Below are 18013 nucleotides of genomic sequence, written 5' to 3' on the forward strand. Positions count from 1 at the left end.
GAGTGGTCTTATTCAGGCTAAGGTTTGCTATCGGCGCAGGTCCGGGCGGCCGGGCGATTATACAGCTGCTTTAAGCAGAATGCCCCCGACTACTTCTCAGCCTTTGTCTGCGCTTTGTCAGACCGCTCTCTGAAAATCGTAAACTGCGCCCAGCCCAAGAATGCCGGTCAGCTCATCCAGTGCTTTGCGTACTTCTTCCAGCAGCATGGGATCCGCCAGGTCTGCACGGGTCAGCTCATTGCGGTAATGGGTTTCCACCCAGGTGGTCAGGCGCTCGTACAATGCATCCGTAAGAATCACGCCCTGGTGCATGGCGTGCAGTTCATCATCGTTAAGAACGACTCGCAGGCGCAGGCAGGCAGGGCCGCCGCCGTTACGCATGGACTGCTTCACATCAAACACTTCCACAGCCGTGATGGGGCCGTCACTGGCCAGCAATGTATCCAGGTAGCGGCTCACAGAGACAACTTCCCTGCACTCCCCCGGAACCGCCAGCAACATTCCATCAGGGGTGTTCAGAAGCTGACTGTTAAACAGGTAGGAGGCAACCGCATCCTCAAGAGGTACGTCCGTACTGCTTACGCGCACTGTTTCAAGTTCTGCTCCAGTCAGGCGCTCACGAACTTCTTCCAGCATCTGCGCTTCGTTTAAAAACGCCATATCGTGATAAAACAGGGTGTTGCCGTTGCCTACCGCAATCACGTCGTTATGGAACACGCCGGCATCAATTGCCAGAGGGTTCTGCTGCGCAAATACCCGGTTCCTGTCTTTAAGACCGTGCAAGCGGGCAATGGCCTGCGATGCTTCCAGGGTCTGTCTGGCCGGGTAGGTTCGGGGCGCCATTGCCTGCTCATTGAAGGCAACCTGACCATATACGAACAACTCCACCCCGGGCTCGCCATACTGGCTGCACAGGCGGGTATGGTTCGCTGCCCCTTCATCACCGAAATGGCTGACTGAGGGCAATGCCGGGTGGTGGGTAAAATACGTTTCATCGGCAAAGATGGACTTGAGCACACGGCCGGTTACCGCATGCTCAATAGAGCGGTGAAACTTGGCGCTGAGGTTGGCCGGCGTGAAGTGAACCCGATGATCTGCGGTATCGGCACTGGGCGACACAGTGGCAGCATTGGCTGTCCACATGGGTGACGCCGAGGCCACAGCCGCCAGAATCGACGGAGCAGACCTGGCCGCCCGCTCCAGTATCTGCGCTTCGGTACCACTGAAACCCAACGCCTGCAGTGATGGAATGTGGGGACGCGCATGGGGTGGCAAAATACACTGCGTATAGCCACGGTCCGCCAGGCGCTTCATTTTCGCCAAGCCCTGAAGTGCCGCCTCCCGGGGGTTGGACACCGCATTGACATTCGCCCCGGAGGCGACATTGCCCCACGACAGGCCCGCGTAATTGTGGGTGGGGCCTACCAGGCCATCAAAATTCACCTCAACCGCATGCTTTACCATAGCGACGCACTCCGCCTGTCGGGTTTCAGTAAGTACGGCTTATTCTTTAAAGCTCAGCCCCGGCGCCAGTTCCCCGGGCAACTCGCTCTTATTTGCTTCCAGCGAAGCCATGGGCCAGGCGCAATAATCCGCCGCATAATAAGCACTGGCACGATGGTTCCCACTGGCTCCTACACCGCCAAAGGGAGCCGCACTGCTGGCGCCGGTCAGAGGCCGGTTCCAGTTCACAATGCCTGCCCGTGTCTCTTCCAGAAAACGCTCGTAGAGCCTGCGGTCGTCGGAAAGAAGCCCCGCCGAAAGCCCGAACCGGGTATCGTTGGCCAGCTCCAGTGCATCATCAAAGCTTTTGTAGCGATACACTTTCAGTAACGGCCCGAACAACTCGTCATCGGGTAACTCCAGCCCCGTGACATCCACTATACCAGGTGACAGCAGACCGGTATCCGGCCTGATCTGTTTCATTTCAAGCAGCGGCCGAGCACCTTGTGCCAGCATATCCTTCTGCGCAGCCAGCAACTTTTCTGCCGCCTGTGCGGAAATAACCGAACCCATAAATGGTTGCGGGCTGGCATCGAATTCTCCCACCTGAGCCCGGGATGACACTGCCACCAGCCGGTTAAGAAATTCATCACCCTTTTTGCCTTTCGGAACCAGAAGCCTGCGAGCACAGGTACAACGTTGCCCTGCTGACAGAAAAGCCGATTGCAAGGCGTGGTGCACAGCACCATCGATATCCGCTGTGTCCTGGACAATCAACGGGTTGTTGCCGCCCATTTCCAGAGCCAGGATTTTCTCCGGCTGACCGCCAAGCTGCTCATGCAGCTGATGCCCGACCGCGGAACTGCCTGTAAAGAACAGCCCGTCAACCATCGGATGCCCGGCCAGGGACTTGCCGGTGTTTGTACCTCCCTGAACCAGATTCATCACGCCATCCGGAAGACCGGCTTTCTCCCACAGCCTCACGGTGAACTCTGCCACACCCGGGGCCTGCTCGCTGGGTTTGAAAACTACGGCGTTACCTGCCAGCAGCGCCGGAACAATGTGGCCATTGGGCAGATGCCCCGGGAAATTGTAAGGTCCAAAAACAGCCACCACACCGTGAGGCCGGTGACGAAGGACTGCCTGGCCGCCAGCCACATCATGCTCGGAATACCCCGTGCGGTCTTTATAAGCCTTCACAGAGATGCCTATCTTGCCGATCATGGCCGCAACCTCGGTGCGGGACTCCCATAGGGGCTTCCCGGTTTCAAGGCCAATCTGGTGCGCCAGTTCTTCCTTCTCAGACTCCAGCAACTCAGCAAATGCCTCAACCACCGCCTGGCGTTCCGCAAAGCTCTTGCGGCGCCACTTCAGAAACGCCCCACGGGCTTCACGCATCGCAGCATCCACGTCCGCAAGGTTGGCATCTACACCTTCCCAGACTGTGTCGCCGGTGACGGGCTGAACCGACTCGAACTCGTCTCCATGGCCGGTAAGCCACAAGCCGCCAATAAATAGATCGCCTGTCAGGTTTGCCATATATTTACACCTTCATTACCGGAATTGCAGGAATTTCAGTTTGCTGTCTGTACCGGCCTTGCGTTGTCTTTCAATGGTGCCAGCCGCACCGGGTCGCCGGGTTCAACCTGCAAGGCTGCCATTACCTCTGGTGGCAAACTCACTGTTTCTGCATCTACGCAGGTCACCGGTACCGTGGTTACCCGAAAATTGTTGAACGACCGGTTTGAGACCATAACTCTTTCCCCGGCCGGCACCTCAAGGTTAACGCTCCTGGCCGACGCCACGGCATAGCGATTAATACTGTCACGCACCGTCCGGATGGTATGCACAAAGGCTTCAACCACAGGACCACCGTCGAAAATATCCACCATGCCGTTAAAGTTGAACCCTTCCGCCTGCAGCATTCTTAATGCCGGAATGGTGTTATTGTGAACCTCGCTGATCACCGCACGTGCAGAGTCCGGCAGCAGGGACAGATAAATCGGATACTTGGGCATCAGCTCCGCGATAAATGACTTGTTGCCGAGCGCGGACAACCGGTCGGCCCGGGCAAACTCCATATCGAAGAACTTGCTGCCCAGGGCATCCCACAAAGGGCTCTGGCCCTGCTCATCGGATACGCCACGCATTTCTGCAAACACCTTGTCCGAAAAACAGTCACTGAACTCATCCAGGTACATAAACCGGCAGCGGGACAAAAGCAGGCCATTACCGCCCCCATGGTATTCATTGGCAAGCAGCAGCGAACATATTTCACTGGTGTCTGTCATATCGTTGGACAGGTGCAGAGTGGGCGTGCGCACATGCACGCCCAGCTCTTTGGAGGCGTTCACTGTCAGGCTGAGGCGGTAGTTATAAAACACTTCGTCCAGCCCCACCCGGGCCTGAATACCACTGATTCCTACAGCTTTCCCCGCCTGCGTATCCTCCAGAGCAAACAGATACAGGCCGGCCTCGGGCTCACAGGTCTGACTGAAGGTTTCACGGGCCTGGTGGATCTTTTTATGTAACAGATCCCGGTCTGCCGGCAGAGTCGTCAGGCCTTTGCCAGCCTTCTTCGCCATGGCGTAAAGATCTTCAAGATCCGTTTCCTGAAGTGGGCGGATGACTAACATAGGGCTCCCCTCGCCTCTCTTCTGGCCGCCGGACCTGCCGGCGGATGACTCAGGCCACCAGTTTTTTCACTGCGGCCTCAAAACGCTCCAGAGCCTCATCAATATCTGCATCCGGAATAATCAGTGAGGGCGCCAGCCGGACCACATCGGCACCCGCAACCAGCACCATTACGCCCTCATCCAGACCGGCACTCAAAAACTCCTTGGCTTTACCCTGCCATTTTTCAGTCAGCACACAGCCCAGTAACAGACCGGCACCGCGCACTTCGCTGAATACACCGTATCGCTCACCAATATCCATCATTCCTTTACGCAGATGCCCGGAGCGTTTGTTTATACCCTTGAGAATGTCCGGCTGGCTTACGGTATCAACAACTTTCTGCGCAACTGCACAGGCCAGGGCGTTGCCACCGTAGGTGCTGCCATGGGTACCAACACCCAGACTGGCGGCCACGCTTGCGGTCGTCAACATGGCAGATACCGGGAACCCCCCCCCCAGGCCTTTGGCACTGGTGAGAATATCCGGTACCACGCCATACATCTGATAAGCAAAAAGATGACCGGTACGGCCCATGCCCGACTGAACCTCATCAAAAATCAGCAACGCGTTGTTGTCATCACACAGTTGACGCAACCCTTTCAGAAACTCCGGATCGGCGGGTACAACGCCGCTCTCGCCCTGAATCGGCTCAATCACCACAGCACAGGTTTTCTCTTTCGAGATCAGCTGCTTCACTGAATCCAGATCATTGAAGTCGGCATGATGAATACCACCAGGCGCCGGCTCAAACCCCTCCAGATATTTAGGCTGACCGCCAACACTGACCGTAAACAGAGTCCGGCCGTGGAACGCATTTTTGAAGGAAATAATTTCGTGCTTCTCCGGGCCATAGTGTTCCCAGCTATAACGGCGGGCCAGCTTGAAAGCTGCCTCATTCGCCTCACCACCGGAGTTCGCAAAAAACACCCGCTCTGCAAAGGTCAGATCACACAGAGTTTTCGCCAGACGCAGCGCCGGCTCATTAGTCATCACGTTGGACAAGTGCCAGATTTTTTCCGACTGATCCTGTAAAGCCCCAACCAACCCGGGGTGTGAGTGCCCGAGACAACTCACCGCAATACCACCCTGAAGATCGATAAACTCGCGACCGTCCTGATCCCACACCCGTGAACCCTCACCGCGTACCGGAATGATCGCCCCGGGAGCGTAATTAGGTACCATAACATCATCAAAAAGCTCGCGATCTACGGGTTCTTTATTCATAAATTCCTCTCAGAGACGCAGTGTATAAAACCGAAAAACAACAATACCCGGACAGGCAGGTAAACAGGAAAAAATATCAATAACTTATAATACGCCACTGCGCATATACAAACATCCCCATTGGTGGCTGGTATTAAGGGGTGTTAATAGCTTACCCTAATACTGGGAGTGTCGCGCAGGCAGCTGTATAGAATAAAAAAACGCCATAGACCTTCGTATAATTAATCGACAAATAGATTTGAATAATTACACGATGATTACTATGTTGTCAGCGTGTCCCAAAAAAACAATTGTCCTATGTGTGGAGACAACTACAATGCAAACCAATAAATTGAGAATGGCCATCCGTGCGACAGCGGCCGTGGCTGCGGTAGGCTTAGCCGCCCAGGCAAACGCTTTGAGCCTCAATGTTAATGATGACGTTGATGCGGAGCTTTACGGTTTTGCCCGCTTAAACATGAGCTACGACTTTAATGCCGACCGTGCTGTCAGCACCCGCGCCGGTTCATTCAATGGCGGAGATGACGACATTGAAGGCCACTTCGGCGCAGACGTACAGCAGAGCCGTTTAGGCGTCAAGGTGAATCACAGCTCTGGTGTGGCACTAACTGTTGAAGGCGATTTCCGAGGTTCAGGCAATAGCGCTGGCAGCCTCCGCATGCGCCATGCCTACGGTGAATACAAAGGCTTCATGGCCGGTCGTAACTGGTCCAACTTCACCAGTTTTGTAGGCAATACCCCGACTCTCGACTTTGACAGCCTGGCAGGTACGGCGGGCAGCCAGGATCGTACCGAGCAGATCCGTTATACCACCGGTGCCCTGTCCTTTGCTATTGAAGACCCAATCGGACAATCTGTAGAAGGCGGTAACGAACGCACTTCTGCGCCCGCCATCTCTGCCAGGATAGAAGACTCTGTAGACGCACTTTCATACTCCGCTGCCGCTCTGGCAAGCCAGGTTACATACGACGACGGTTCAACAGATGAGAGTACTGTTGGCTACGCCGTATTTGGTGCCATGAGCCTGCAGTTGACCAACCTGTTCTCTGTTCAGGGGGCACTCAACTACACCGACGGTGCCAATGGCTACCTGTGGCGCTCAGGGGACAACTACACAGGTGCCAGTGCCTACATGGATGGGAACAGCATTGAAAGGATTGAAGGCTATGGTGGTTCAATTGGCGTAAGCATGGACTTGGGCGGTGGCCGCAGCGTCAACCTGGGCTACGGCATGACCAAGCTGGACCTGGATGATGCAGTTGCGAACAGCACAATGACTGATAGCGCTGCTGAACAAAACCAGAACGTCATGCTTAACTACATGTGGACTCCGGTTCAGAACGTCATGATGGGCGTTGAGTACGGTTACTTTGATCAGGAAACCGTTGCTGGTGACTCCTCAGACGCAAACCGTCTGCTGTTCGCAGCTCAGTACAGCTTCTAAATCGTACTGAAGTGCAAACACTGATACGCCCCGGACCTCCGGGGCGTATTTGTTTCTGCCCTTCTCACCTCTGCAACACCTTGTCACACCATTGCTGCACGGCCGCTTCAGAAAAAGGCAGATCCACGGCCGCGCCGCCACCAAACTCATGCCACTGTGCCAGGAACTTTCGCTTCACTACTGTGAGTACAGGGATTCCCGCATCTAGCAACTGCAGAAACTCGGCCCGGCAGCCTTTGCCGTCTATCTCCTGCTGACCGAAACGGTTTACAACCGCCAGCCGTGGCGGCTGTTTCAGCAGCGCTCTCAGCACACTGGTGGCGTCTGCCAGCCCGTGAGGGTCCAGGCAGCAGGACTGGGAGGCCTTCCCCAGGTTCTGGGCAATGGAATACTCCTGCCCTGTTTCCAGGTCCTGCAAGGCCATAGGCTCTCGCCGCAGGCCCTGTTCATTCAAGGCCATCGCCAGACCCGCTACTCTGTCACCACGCCGGTTCATTCTTGCCGCCAGTGAATGCAGCATCCCGTCAACGGGCTGTTCGTCGTTGTCGTAGATAATGGCTGCCAGGTTCAGCTTAGCGTTCATACATGTCTCACCAGAAAAGGTTACATAATAAAAAGGGGCGCAGATTGCTCTGGGCCCCTATTATACTTCTGACATGGATTGTAGCGGTTTTTAGGCTGGCCTGATTGCCCCAGATCAGAAAACCCGCACCACCGCCTACAGCAACAGCGTCCGGATATCTCCGAGCAGCTGCCCCAGCAGTGCCGTGAATCGCGCCGCATCGGCACCGTTCACTGCCCGATGGTCGTAGGATAACGACAACGGCAGCATCAGCCGTGGCTGGAACTCACTGCCATCCCACACCGGCTGCATGGACGCTTTGGAAACACCCAGAATCGCCACCTCCGGCGTGTTCACAATGGGCGTAAACGCCGTGCCGCCTATGCCACCCAGGCTGGTAATGGTAAAGCAGGCGCCTTGCATCTCTGCGGGCTTCAACTGCCGGTCGCGGGCTTTCTGGGCCAGCTCGGCACTTTCTTCCGCCAGCTCCCACAGACCTTTCTGGTCCACATCCCGAATCACCGGAACCATCAGCCCGTTGTGCGTGTCCACGGCAATCCCGATGTGAATGTATTGCTTGCGAACAACTTCCTTGCGCTCCATGTCCAGAGACACATTAAACTGAGGGAGTTCGGCCAGTGCCGCTGCGCAGGCTTTGAGAATGAATGGCAGAGGCGTTATCTTCACGCCCTTCTTCTCTCCGGCCGCCTTCTGGGACTGACGGAACGCCTCCATGTCAGTGATGTCTGCATCTTCAAACTGGGTTACATGAGGCACGTTCAGCCAGCTGCGCTGCATGTTCACTGCAGTCACCGACATCATCCGCGACATGGGCTCGCGTCTAACCTCACCGAACTGACTGAAGTCCGGAAGCTTAACACCTGGAATGCCCGAGCCTGTACCTACAGAGCCTCCCTGCTGAGATTGCTGCAACTGGCTCTTGATGTAGGACTGAACATCGTCTTTCAGAATCCGGCTCTTTGGTCCCGACCCTTTGATACGGGTCAGGTCTGCACCCAGCTCCCGCGCCAGTTTGCGCACAGCCGGGCCGGCATGCACCTTGGTACCCGGAGAGGGCGGCTCATAAGTTGCACCCTGGGGCTGCGGAGCAGACTCTTCAGGCTTGTCCTGCTGAGATTCAGCGTCGGGAGCAGGCTGACTCTCCTGCCCGGACTCTGCAGAGCTCTCTTCCTGCTCGTCATCCTCGTCGTCGCCCTCTTCCTCGGCAACGGTCATCTCCAGGATTTTGTCACCTTCCGACAGTTCATCGCCTTCGGCCACCAGGACCTTATCAACCTTACCGGCATAGGGTGATGGTATCTCCATGCTTGCTTTGTCGGACTCAACCGTGACCAGGGGCGAGTCCACCTCAAGGGTGTCGCCTTCGGACACGTTGATTTCGATAACCGGCACATTTTCCATACCATCCAGAGGCGGAACCAGCACGGTTTCCTTACGGCTACCCGCCGACTTCTTACGGGCGGCCGGCTTGCTTTCCTCTGTCTCTGATTCACTCTCAGAGCTGGCTTCCTGTTCTGCTTCTTTCTCTTCCGGCTTCTCCGACTCTTCCGTCTCTGCATCGGAATCACCAGAGTCATCGGAGTCTGCCCCGTCACTGGCTTCCAGCATGCCCACGACGTCGCCATCGTTCAGCTTGTCACCCACCTCCACAGAGAGGCTACTGATCTTGCCTGCTCCCGGAGAGGGCAGCTCCACAGACGCCTTGTCGGTTTCAATGGTCAGAATCGGATCTTCTGCTTCAACCGTATCGCCAACGCTTACCAGAAGCTCAATTACCTCTACATCTTCTGCCCCGCCGAGATCGGGAACCTTGATTTCCTGTTCGCTCATTACGGTCTCCTTAGCAGTGCGCCGGGTTCGTTTTGTTACGATCGATTCCGTACTTGCGCATGGCTTCAAGAACCTGCTCGTTTTTCACCTCGCCGTCTTTGGCCAGTGCCGACAGAGCAGTCACCGTTACGTAATAGCGGTCCACCTCAAAGAAGCTGCGCAGTTTCTCCCGGGTGTCACTGCGACCAAACCCATCGGTTCCCAGTGTCAGGAAGGTTTTCGGGATAAAAGCCCGCAACTGTTCAGAATGCAGCTTGATGTAGTCGGTTGAGGACACAACCGGGCCAGACTGCTTCTCCAGGCACCGGGTCACATAGGATTTACGAGCCTTATCATCCGGGTGCAACCGGTTCCAGCGCTCAACGTGCAGGCCATCCCGGGCCAGTTCGTTAAAGCTGGTTACACTCCATATATCCGAGGCTACACCCCAGTCGTCTTTCAGCAACTGCGCCGCTGCGCGAACTTCGTTCAGAATCGTCCCGGCACCCAGCAGCTGCACTCGTGGCTTCTTCTTGCCGCCTTTTACCTCTACCGACTCAAACTTGTACATCCCCTTAATAATGCCGTCTTCACTGCCTTTGGGCATGGCCGGCTGCTCATAGTTTTCGTTCATCATGGTGAGGTAGTAGAAAACGTTTTTGTTTTCTTCATACATCTCTTTCATACCATGATGGATAATCACAGCCATTTCATACCCAAAGGCCGGATCATAAGCTTTACAGTTGGGAATGGTATTTGCGAGCACATGGCTGTGGCCATCCTGGTGCTGCAGCCCTTCGCCGTTCAGGGTTGTACGACCGGCAGTACCCCCAATCAGAAAGCCCCGGGCCTGAATATCACCGGATGCCCAGGCCAGATCGCCTACACGCTGAAAGCCGAACATGGAGTAAAATGCATAGAACGGAATCAGCGGGAAGTTGTTGTTGCTGTATGAAGTGGCAGCCGCCATCCACGCAGCCATCGAACCACCCTCGTTGATGCCTTCCTGAAGGATCTGCCCTTTTTTGTCTTCACGGTAATACATGATCTGGTCACGATCGTGGGGGACATACTTCTGCCCTTCGGAAGTGTAAATCCCCAACTGCCGGAACATGCCCTCCATACCGAAGGTGCGGGCCTCGTCCGGCACGATAGGCACCACGCGCTTGCCAACCCGCTTGTCCTTCACCAGCGCATTCAGAATGCGCACGAACACCATGGTGGTCGAGACTTCGCGGCCGTTGGAGCCTTCCAGAACCTGTTTAAAGATATCCAGATCAGGAATCTTGAGCGGCTGTGAGTCTTTACGACGCCGCGGGTACACCCCACCCAGCTCCTTGCGGCGCTTGTTCATATAGGTGAGTTCCGGGCTGTCGGGTGCCGGGCGATAATAGGGCACCTCTTCCAGCTCCTCGTCTTTGAGGGGAATGGCAAAACGATCACGGAACGCCTTCAGTGTTTCCATATCCAGCGCTTTCAAAGAGTGCGCTGTATTCTGGGATTCGCCCGCTGCACCAAAGCCATAACCTTTAATGGTATGGGCGAGGATGACTGTTGGCCGGCCATTGGCCTCTGTTGCTGCCTTTTTGTAGGCCGCGTAGACCTTATACGGGTCGTGGCCACCACGGTTCAGCTTATTGAGATCTTCGTCGGACCAGTTTTCCACCAGCTTGGCCAGTTCCGGGTATCTGCCAAAAAAGTGCTTGCGGGTGTGCGCCGGTCCGTTATGGGTAAAGGTCTGCAGGTCGCCATCGCATATCTCATCCATGGCGCGCTGCATCACACCCTCGTCATCCTGCTCGAACAGAGTGTCCCACACCCTGCCCCAGACCACCTTGATGACGTTCCAGCCGGCACCACGGAAGGTTCCCTCCAGCTCCTGGATGATTTTACCGTTGCCGCGCACCGGTCCGTCCAGGCGCTGCAGGTTACAGTTCACCACAAAGATCAGGTTATCGAGATTCTCGCGCCCCGCCTTGGAGATACAGCCCAGGGTTTCCGGCTCATCGGTTTCGCCGTCCCCCACAAAGCACCAGACCTTACGGTCGCCCATCTCAACAAGCTCGCGGCTGTCCAGATACTTCATTATATGGGCCTGATAAATGGCCTGAATTGGCCCCAGCCCCATGGAAACCGTCGGGAACTGCCAGTAGTCCGGCATCAGCCACGGGTGCGGGTAAGAAGGAAGGCCGTCGCCATCCACTTCTTCACGGTACTTATCAAGCTGCTCCTCGGTAAGCCGTCCCTCAAGGAACGAGCGTGCATAGTTACCCGGCGACGCATGTCCCTGGAAATAAATCAGGTCGGATTCGCGGGTTTCATCGCCCCCGTGGAAAAAGTAGTTATGCCCCACATCGTACAAAGTGGCCGCCGAGGAGAATGTTGAAATATGGCCGCCAAGGTCACCCGGGCGCTTGTTTGCCCGCACAACCATTGCCATGGCATTCCAGCGGATCAACGACCGAATCCGGCGCTCCATAAACAGGTCACCTGGCATCCGGGCTTCCTGCGTAGCCGGAATGGTATTCCGGAACGGTGTGGTTATGGAGTAAGGCAACTCGGTACCATCCCGGCTCGCGCGCTCAGAGAGGCGCTCCAGAATATACTTAACCCGGTCTATACCCTCGTTCTCCATCAGTGACTCAAGCGCATCAAGCCACTCACGGGTTTCAATGGGATCATCATCCTGGTGCATCAAACCTCCCCCTTCTATGTCTAAAAAGTTCAGCAGGTGCCGCATCGGCTGTCTACCAAGCATAGAACAGGTTTTAAGACTTTACTGCTCTGCCGTCTGCTCAACACATGCCGTGTAGTTTTTTTACTACCAAAACTAGCTTTTTCTTAATCGTTTTGCAGTTTATACCAAAAAAGCATTGTCAGAATTACGGTTATTTACGTAATAGTGCCTTTTTTAGACACTGCGGACAACCTGCCCCCGACCAACGTCGTACACAGATTGCAGCCTGATTTTCCATCAATAAGCTAAACATTAACGCCCTCGCCCTCCCGATACAGACCTAAACAATTACCCTAAGTTTCAATAACATAAAAAAATAACGACAAAAAACTTCACTTTTAACCGTCACTTTTTTAATTAGTCCTGAAACTAACGGGTAATTTATGTATACTCGCCTGCCCATTTTTTAACCACCGGAGCTGCGTTAATTACGCTCTCCCGCTATTTCAGTTTTCATTAACAGAGGGCGAACTATGAATTCTATCGTCACCTTTCCTAACCGGATTCCCACCGTTGAATTCGAAGAGCGGCGCTTCAAGGTTTATACCGATCGCCAGCTGGACAAGATTGAAGTTATCCAGAATCTCCCTGAAGAGACTCTGTTTGAAATGAAGGTTGTTGCCAGTGTACTGCCCTTCCGGGTGAACGAGTACGTGATCAACGAGCTGATCAACTGGGACAAAGTGCCCAATGATCCGATCTACCAGCTGGTTTTCCCGCAGAAAGGCATGCTCAAAGAAGAGCATTTTGAGCGCATGGCGAAAATGCACCGGGAAGGCGCTGAGAAAAAAGAAATTCAGGCGGTTGCCAAAGAAATCCGCAACGAGCTGAACCCGCACCCGGCCGGCCAGATGGAAATGAACATGCCGGAACTGGAAGGCGAAGTACTGGACGGTGTGCAGCATAAGTACCGCGAGACCGTACTGTTTTTCCCGGCCCAGGGGCAGACCTGCCACTCTTACTGCACCTTCTGCTTCCGCTGGGCGCAGTTTGTAGGTGACAAAGACCTGAAGATGTCGAGCACCGAGGCTGAAAAACTGCACGGCTACCTGAAGGAACATACCGAAGTCACCGACTTGCTGGTGACCGGTGGCGACCCCATGGTCATGAAAACCAAGAGCCTGGTTCAGTACCTGGAGCCATTGCTGGAGCCGGAGTTTGACCACCTTCAGACCATCCGCATAGGCACCAAAGCCCTGACCTTCTGGCCTTACCGTTTTGTTACGGATAAAGATGCAGATGAGCTGATTGATCTGTTCGCCAGGCTGGTGGATGCCGGCAAGCACGTTGCCATCATGGCTCACTACAACCACTGGCAGGAAATCACCACCGACATCGCGGAAGAAGCAATTCGCCGCATCCGCGCCACAGGTGCTGAAATCCGCGCCCAGGGGCCCCTGATCAAACACGTGAACGACGACGCCGACGCCTGGGCCAGGCTGTGGAAGAAAGAAGTACAGCTGGGCATTATTCCCTACTACATGTTTGTGGAGCGGGACACAGGCGCCAAGAACTACTTTGAAGTCCCCCTGGCCGAGGCCTTCAACATTTACCGCGAAGCCATGAAAAAAGTCAGCGGCCTGGCCCGCACCGCTCGCGGACCCAGCATGAGCGCAGGTCCGGGCAAGGTAGAAATCCAGGGTGTGACCGAAATTCACGGCGAAAAAGTCTTCGTACTGCGCTTCCTGCAGGGCCGCAACCCGGACTGGGTGCAGCGCCCGTTCTTTGCCAAGTACAGTGAGACAGCCACCTGGTTACACGAGCTGGAGCCGGCCCTTGGGGAAGAGAAGTTCTTCTTTGAGGATGAGTATGACGAGATGAGGAAGGGGAATGGTTGAGGCTGTTGCCTGACTTAAACCAAGAAAAAGGCCAGATGATGGTAGTCATCTGGCCTTTTTTGTGGGGTCTATGCAACCTCAATGCATCAACGTATACAACTTCCTCCGATACGTCCGCACATCCGGATTGTTATTCCCCAGCTTTTCAAATAGCTCCACCAGTGTGGTTTTAGCCACTTCATCCTTGTATTTGCTGTCCACCTGCATAAGCCGGATCAGCAATTCCATCGCTTCCGCATTATTTTCCTGTAGCACATGGTGCAGGGCCAGCAGGTGCAGTGCGTTCGGGTCTTTCGGGTCCTGCTCCAGGGCCATTTCCAGATCTTTCACGGGTGGCAGTTCTGCGGACTGTTTGAGGAATTTGATTCTGGCCGCCAGCTGTTTGGCCTGGTGCTGCATTTTCTCTTCTGCCGGCAGGCTTTCCAGTACCTGCTCGGCCGTGTCAAGATCGCCTGTCTCCGCTTTCAGCTGAGCCAGATCAATCAGTACCTTCAGGTTTTCCGGGTCTTTCCGGTTCATTTCGGAGAGTATTTCCAGGGCACCCTCAACATTGCCTTCGCCCCAGATGCGGTGGGCTTTATCGTAGGGGTCTTCTTCGGGCAGCTCTACATGCTTATCCAGCACCTGGCGGATTTCGCTTTCAGGCAGGGCACCGTTAAAGCCATCAACTGCCTGGCCGTCTTTTACCAGAATAACCGTGGGCAGGCTGCGCACACCCAGGCTGGATGTGAGCTGTTCCTGTTCATCGGCATTTACTTTAGCCAGCCGGAATGCGCCCTGGTATTCATTGGCCAGTTTTTCCAGCAAGGGCATAAGCTGCTTGCAGGGTGCACACCATTCAGCCCAGACATCCACAAGTACAGGCACAGACGCCGAGGCTTCCATCACTTCCTGCTGGAAGTTTTCCATTGTGGCTTCGAATATATACGGAGAGCTAGTCATTGAGGCACCTGATTATTCACTGTTTGTTGATACCAACAAGATGGGTGCCCGGCGCTAAAATTCAAGAGCGGCCAGGTTTCTGGGTGCCGGGCGACGGTACGCACTGCCAAACAGGATGATACCGTACCCCAAAAGCTCCAGCCCTTCCTGCACAATCGTTTTGGAAAGCGACACATACGCCTCTTGCAGGATAAGCTCCCAGAACGAGCCGGTACCAAAAAGCCGGCTGAACACCAGCACTATAACCAGACCAATACAGATAATAGCGCCCTGCTGGGAGTAGCCGAAGGCGGTCATTGGTGCCAGCGTGGTGCCACTGTTTTTAACTGCATACGCTATGGCCATCCCTGTAACCAGCAGCGCCGGGTACACCCAGAAACCGTGTACGATCATATCCAGGTAATAATCCAGCTCCCGGATGAACATCACCAGGAAGAATGCCGCCACCAAAACCAGAAACCCGCGGGCCTTCGGGTTGCGCTTTACTTTCCGGGCAAACAACACGGCACTGGCAAGCAGTAACACTGCCTGTACTGTCTCGGTTACACCCACTTCCGGCAGGCCGTTATCCAACACAACAATGTCGAGGTATACCGTTGCAATCGGCAACAATGCCGCCAGTATCAGCCCGATAAAAATGCTTACTGTTGCCCAACTACCCCTGATCATTACCACCCTCAATTAGCATGCTACTTTGAATGGCGGCAGATTATATCTGTCTTTAAATAACAGGCAATAAGGGTAATCCCGCTCTCGGCTGCCGCGGCTTCAGCCCTGCCTGCAGCGGGTAACCACCTTGAAAATCCCGCGATTGGCAACAACTATCTGTGTAACACTCATTCGTACCGGGAAGTCACAAAACATGGAAAACGATAACAGCAGAGACTCGCTGGAAGAATTCGAGGAAGATCTCACCGAATACATTGGCAAGAATGAACATAGCCGGGAGCTGGCGTTACCTGAACAGTCGCTCCCCAAACGGATGTACGTTCTGCCGGTTTCCAACCGTCCGTTTTTCCCTGCCCAGGTGCAGCCGGTTATGGTGAACCAGAACCCCTGGCAGGAAACGCTCAAGCGTGTGGGCGAAACCGACCACAAAATGCTGGGTATCTGTTTTGTTGATGACCAGCCCTCCGAACAGAGCATACCCGCGAGCGATGAACTGGCAACGGTTGGCTGTGCGGTGCGAGTGCACCACGCCCAAAGCAAAGATGGCAATGTTCAGTTTATTGCCCAGGGCCTGCAGCGTTTCCGGATTGCCCAGTGGCTGCGCCGCAAGCCTCCCTACCTGGTGGAGGTGGAGTATCCCCAGGAGGCGGAGGAAGACGCGGATGAAACCAAGGCCTACACCCTGGCAATTATCAGCGCCATTAAAGAGCTTCTGCGCACCAACCCTTTGTATGGCGAGGAAGTAAAACAGTACCTTTCCCGCTTCGGCCCGGAAGACAGCTCTCCGCTGACGGATTTTGGTGCGTCCATGACCAGCGCTGCCGGTACGGAGCTTCAGGATGTTCTGGATACTGTGCCCCTGCTCCGGCGCATGGAGAAAGTGCTCCTGTTAATGCGCAAAGAGCTGGAGGTTGCACGCCTGCAGACTGAAATCAGTGAAGAGGTCAACGAAAAGGTACAGAAGCATCAGCGTGAATTTTTCCTGAAGGAACAGCTGAAGGTTATCCAGCGCGAGCTGGGCATGTCGAAAGACGACAAAACCGCAGATGCAGAACGTTTCCAGGCCCGTATGGCTGAACTGAGTCCGCCCGAGCCGGTGCAGGAGCGCTTCGATGAAGAACTGCAGAAGCTGCAGATTCTGGAGCAGGGGTCGCCGGAGTATGGCGTTACCCGTAACTACCTGGACTGGCTGACACAGGTGCCCTGGGGACAGTATTCCGAGGACAAGTTCGATCTGGCAGAAGCGCGTAAGATACTGGACCGCGACCATGATGGTCTTGAGGATGTGAAAAACCGGATTGTTGAGTTTCTGGCAGAAGGCACCTTCAAGGGAGAAGTCAGCGGCTCGATTCTGTTGCTTGTAGGCCCGCCCGGCGTGGGTAAAACCTCCATAGGGCACTCGGTCGCGGATGCTCTGGGGCGTGAGTTTTACCGTTTCAGCGTTGGCGGCATGCGCGATGAAGCAGAAATCAAAGGCCACAGGCGTACCTACATTGGCGCCATGCCCGGCAAGTTTGTGCAGGCGCTGAAAGATACTGCGGTGGCGAACCCGGTGATCATGCTGGATGAAATTGACAAGATCGGTGCCTCGTTTCAGGGGGATCCTGCCTCCGCGCTTCTGGAAACTCTGGACCCGGAGCAGAACCGGGAGTTTCTGGATCACTATCTGGACGTGCGCATGGATCTGTCCAAGACACTGTTCATCTGCACCGCCAACCAGCTGGACACGATCCCGAGGCCTCTTCTGGACCGGATGGATGTGATCCGCCTGTCGGGCTATATCACCGAGGAAAAGCTCGCCATTGCCAAGAACCATCTGCTACCACGCCTGCTGAAGCGGGCAGGGTTACTTAAAAAGCAGTTCAACATCACCGATGCAGCCATTCGCCAGATTATCGAAGGCTATGCCCGTGAGTCGGGTGTCCGGAATCTGGAAAAAATGCTGCATAAGGTCATGCGCAAGGGCATTGTGAAATTACTGGAGAGCCCGGATGAGCCGGTGAAAGTGGGCGTGCCCGACTTGCCTGAGTATCTGGGCCAGCCGACCTTCCGCAAAGAACGCTCCCTCAAGGGCGTGGGCGTAGTGACCGGTCTGGCCTGGACCTCCATGGGCGGTGCTACCCTGAGCATAGAGGCATCACGCATCCACTCCAGTCAGCGCGGCTTCAAGCTGACAGGTCAGCTTGGGGATGTGATGAAGGAGTCGGCGGACATTGCCCACAGCTATGTCTCCTCTAACCTGAAGCGGTTCAAGGGTGACCAGGCCTTTTTCGACAAGTCATTTATTCATCTGCATGTGCCCGAGGGGGCGACCCCCAAAGATGGCCCCAGTGCCGGTGTAACCATGGCAACGGCTCTTCTGTCTATTGCCCGAGGCGAAGCCCCGCAGCAGAATACCGCAATGACGGGCGAGCTGACCCTCACCGGACAGGTATTACCGGTGGGCGGTATTCGTGAGAAGGTAATTGCAGCCCGCCGGCAGAAAATCAGCAACCTGATTCTGCCAGAGGGCAACCGGGGGGATTACGAGGAACTGCCGGACTATCTGAAGGAAGGGCTGACCGTTAATTTTGCCCGGCACTACAATGATGTGTTTCAGGTGTGCTTCAGTAACAAGCCGAAAACGAAACCGTCAGTGCACTGATCCT

At 55.1% G+C, this 18013-nt stretch carries 12 protein-coding genes; 3 read left to right on the forward strand and 9 right to left on the reverse strand.

Annotation, left to right across the window (positions count from 1 at the left end; all coding sequences use genetic code 11):
• Positions 1-117 precede the first annotated feature (117 nt).
• The 4 genes from astB to FFI95_RS00820 are packed head-to-tail and all read right to left on the reverse strand — an operon-like array spanning position 118 to position 5343.
• A complete protein-coding gene (astB, locus tag FFI95_RS00805) occupies positions 118-1464 on the reverse strand; it encodes an N-succinylarginine dihydrolase (RefSeq protein WP_144820452.1) in 1347 nt (448 codons plus the stop codon).
• A gap of 39 nt (positions 1465-1503) precedes the next feature.
• Positions 1504-2982: a succinylglutamate-semialdehyde dehydrogenase gene (gene astD, locus FFI95_RS00810; RefSeq protein ID WP_144820453.1), complete on the reverse strand. Its 1479-nt coding sequence runs from the start codon at positions 2980-2982 to the stop codon at positions 1504-1506.
• A 35-nt stretch (positions 2983-3017) separates the two neighbouring features.
• On the reverse strand, positions 3018-4079 hold the full coding sequence (gene astA, locus FFI95_RS00815) for an arginine N-succinyltransferase (protein WP_144820454.1): 1062 nt from the start codon (positions 4077-4079) through the stop codon (positions 3018-3020).
• 49 nt (positions 4080-4128) lie between these two features.
• Positions 4129-5343: an aspartate aminotransferase family protein gene (locus FFI95_RS00820; protein ID WP_144820455.1), complete on the reverse strand. Its 1215-nt coding sequence runs from the start codon at positions 5341-5343 to the stop codon at positions 4129-4131.
• A gap of 316 nt (positions 5344-5659) precedes the next feature.
• Here FFI95_RS00820 and FFI95_RS00825 point away from each other — a divergent pair, with 316 nt between their 5' ends.
• A complete protein-coding gene (locus FFI95_RS00825; RefSeq protein WP_144820456.1) occupies positions 5660-6787 on the forward strand; it encodes a DcaP family trimeric outer membrane transporter in 1128 nt (375 codons plus the stop codon).
• Positions 6788-6851: 64 nt separating this feature from the next.
• On the opposite strand, the gene FFI95_RS00830 is transcribed toward FFI95_RS00825, so the two are convergent.
• From FFI95_RS00830 to aceE, 3 genes are all read right to left on the reverse strand, one after another.
• Entirely contained in the window at positions 6852-7370 is a 519-nt protein-coding gene (locus tag FFI95_RS00830; protein WP_144820457.1) for a DUF2478 domain-containing protein, read from the reverse strand.
• A 135-nt stretch (positions 7371-7505) separates the two neighbouring features.
• Positions 7506-9200 carry a dihydrolipoyllysine-residue acetyltransferase gene (gene aceF / locus FFI95_RS00835; RefSeq protein ID WP_144820458.1) on the reverse strand — a complete coding sequence of 565 codons (1695 nt, stop codon included), beginning with the start codon at positions 9198-9200 and terminating at the stop codon, positions 7506-7508.
• 10 nt (positions 9201-9210) lie between these two features.
• On the reverse strand, positions 9211-11874 hold the full coding sequence (gene aceE, locus FFI95_RS00840; protein ID WP_144820459.1) for a pyruvate dehydrogenase (acetyl-transferring), homodimeric type: 2664 nt from the start codon (positions 11872-11874) through the stop codon (positions 9211-9213).
• Between the two features lie 515 nt (positions 11875-12389).
• Between aceE and FFI95_RS00845 the strand changes: the two genes are divergently transcribed.
• Positions 12390-13754, forward strand: a complete 1365-nt coding sequence (locus tag FFI95_RS00845) for a KamA family radical SAM protein (RefSeq protein WP_144820460.1) — start codon at positions 12390-12392, stop codon at positions 13752-13754.
• 78 nt (positions 13755-13832) lie between these two features.
• On the opposite strand, the gene trxA is transcribed toward FFI95_RS00845, so the two are convergent.
• Positions 13833-14696, reverse strand: coding sequence for a thioredoxin (gene trxA, locus FFI95_RS00850; RefSeq protein WP_144820461.1), 864 nt, complete (start codon positions 14694-14696; stop codon positions 13833-13835).
• Positions 14697-14750: 54 nt separating this feature from the next.
• Positions 14751-15365: a hypothetical protein gene (locus FFI95_RS00855; protein ID WP_144820462.1), complete on the reverse strand. Its 615-nt coding sequence runs from the start codon at positions 15363-15365 to the stop codon at positions 14751-14753.
• A gap of 193 nt (positions 15366-15558) precedes the next feature.
• Here FFI95_RS00855 and lon point away from each other — a divergent pair, with 193 nt between their 5' ends.
• Entirely contained in the window at positions 15559-18009 is a 2451-nt protein-coding gene (gene lon / locus FFI95_RS00860; RefSeq protein WP_144820463.1) for an endopeptidase La, read from the forward strand.
• Positions 18010-18013 lie beyond the last annotated feature (4 nt).

Source organism: Marinobacter piscis, assembly GCF_007671655.1.
GTDB classification, from domain to species: Bacteria; Pseudomonadota; Gammaproteobacteria; order Pseudomonadales; family Oleiphilaceae; genus Marinobacter; species Marinobacter piscensis.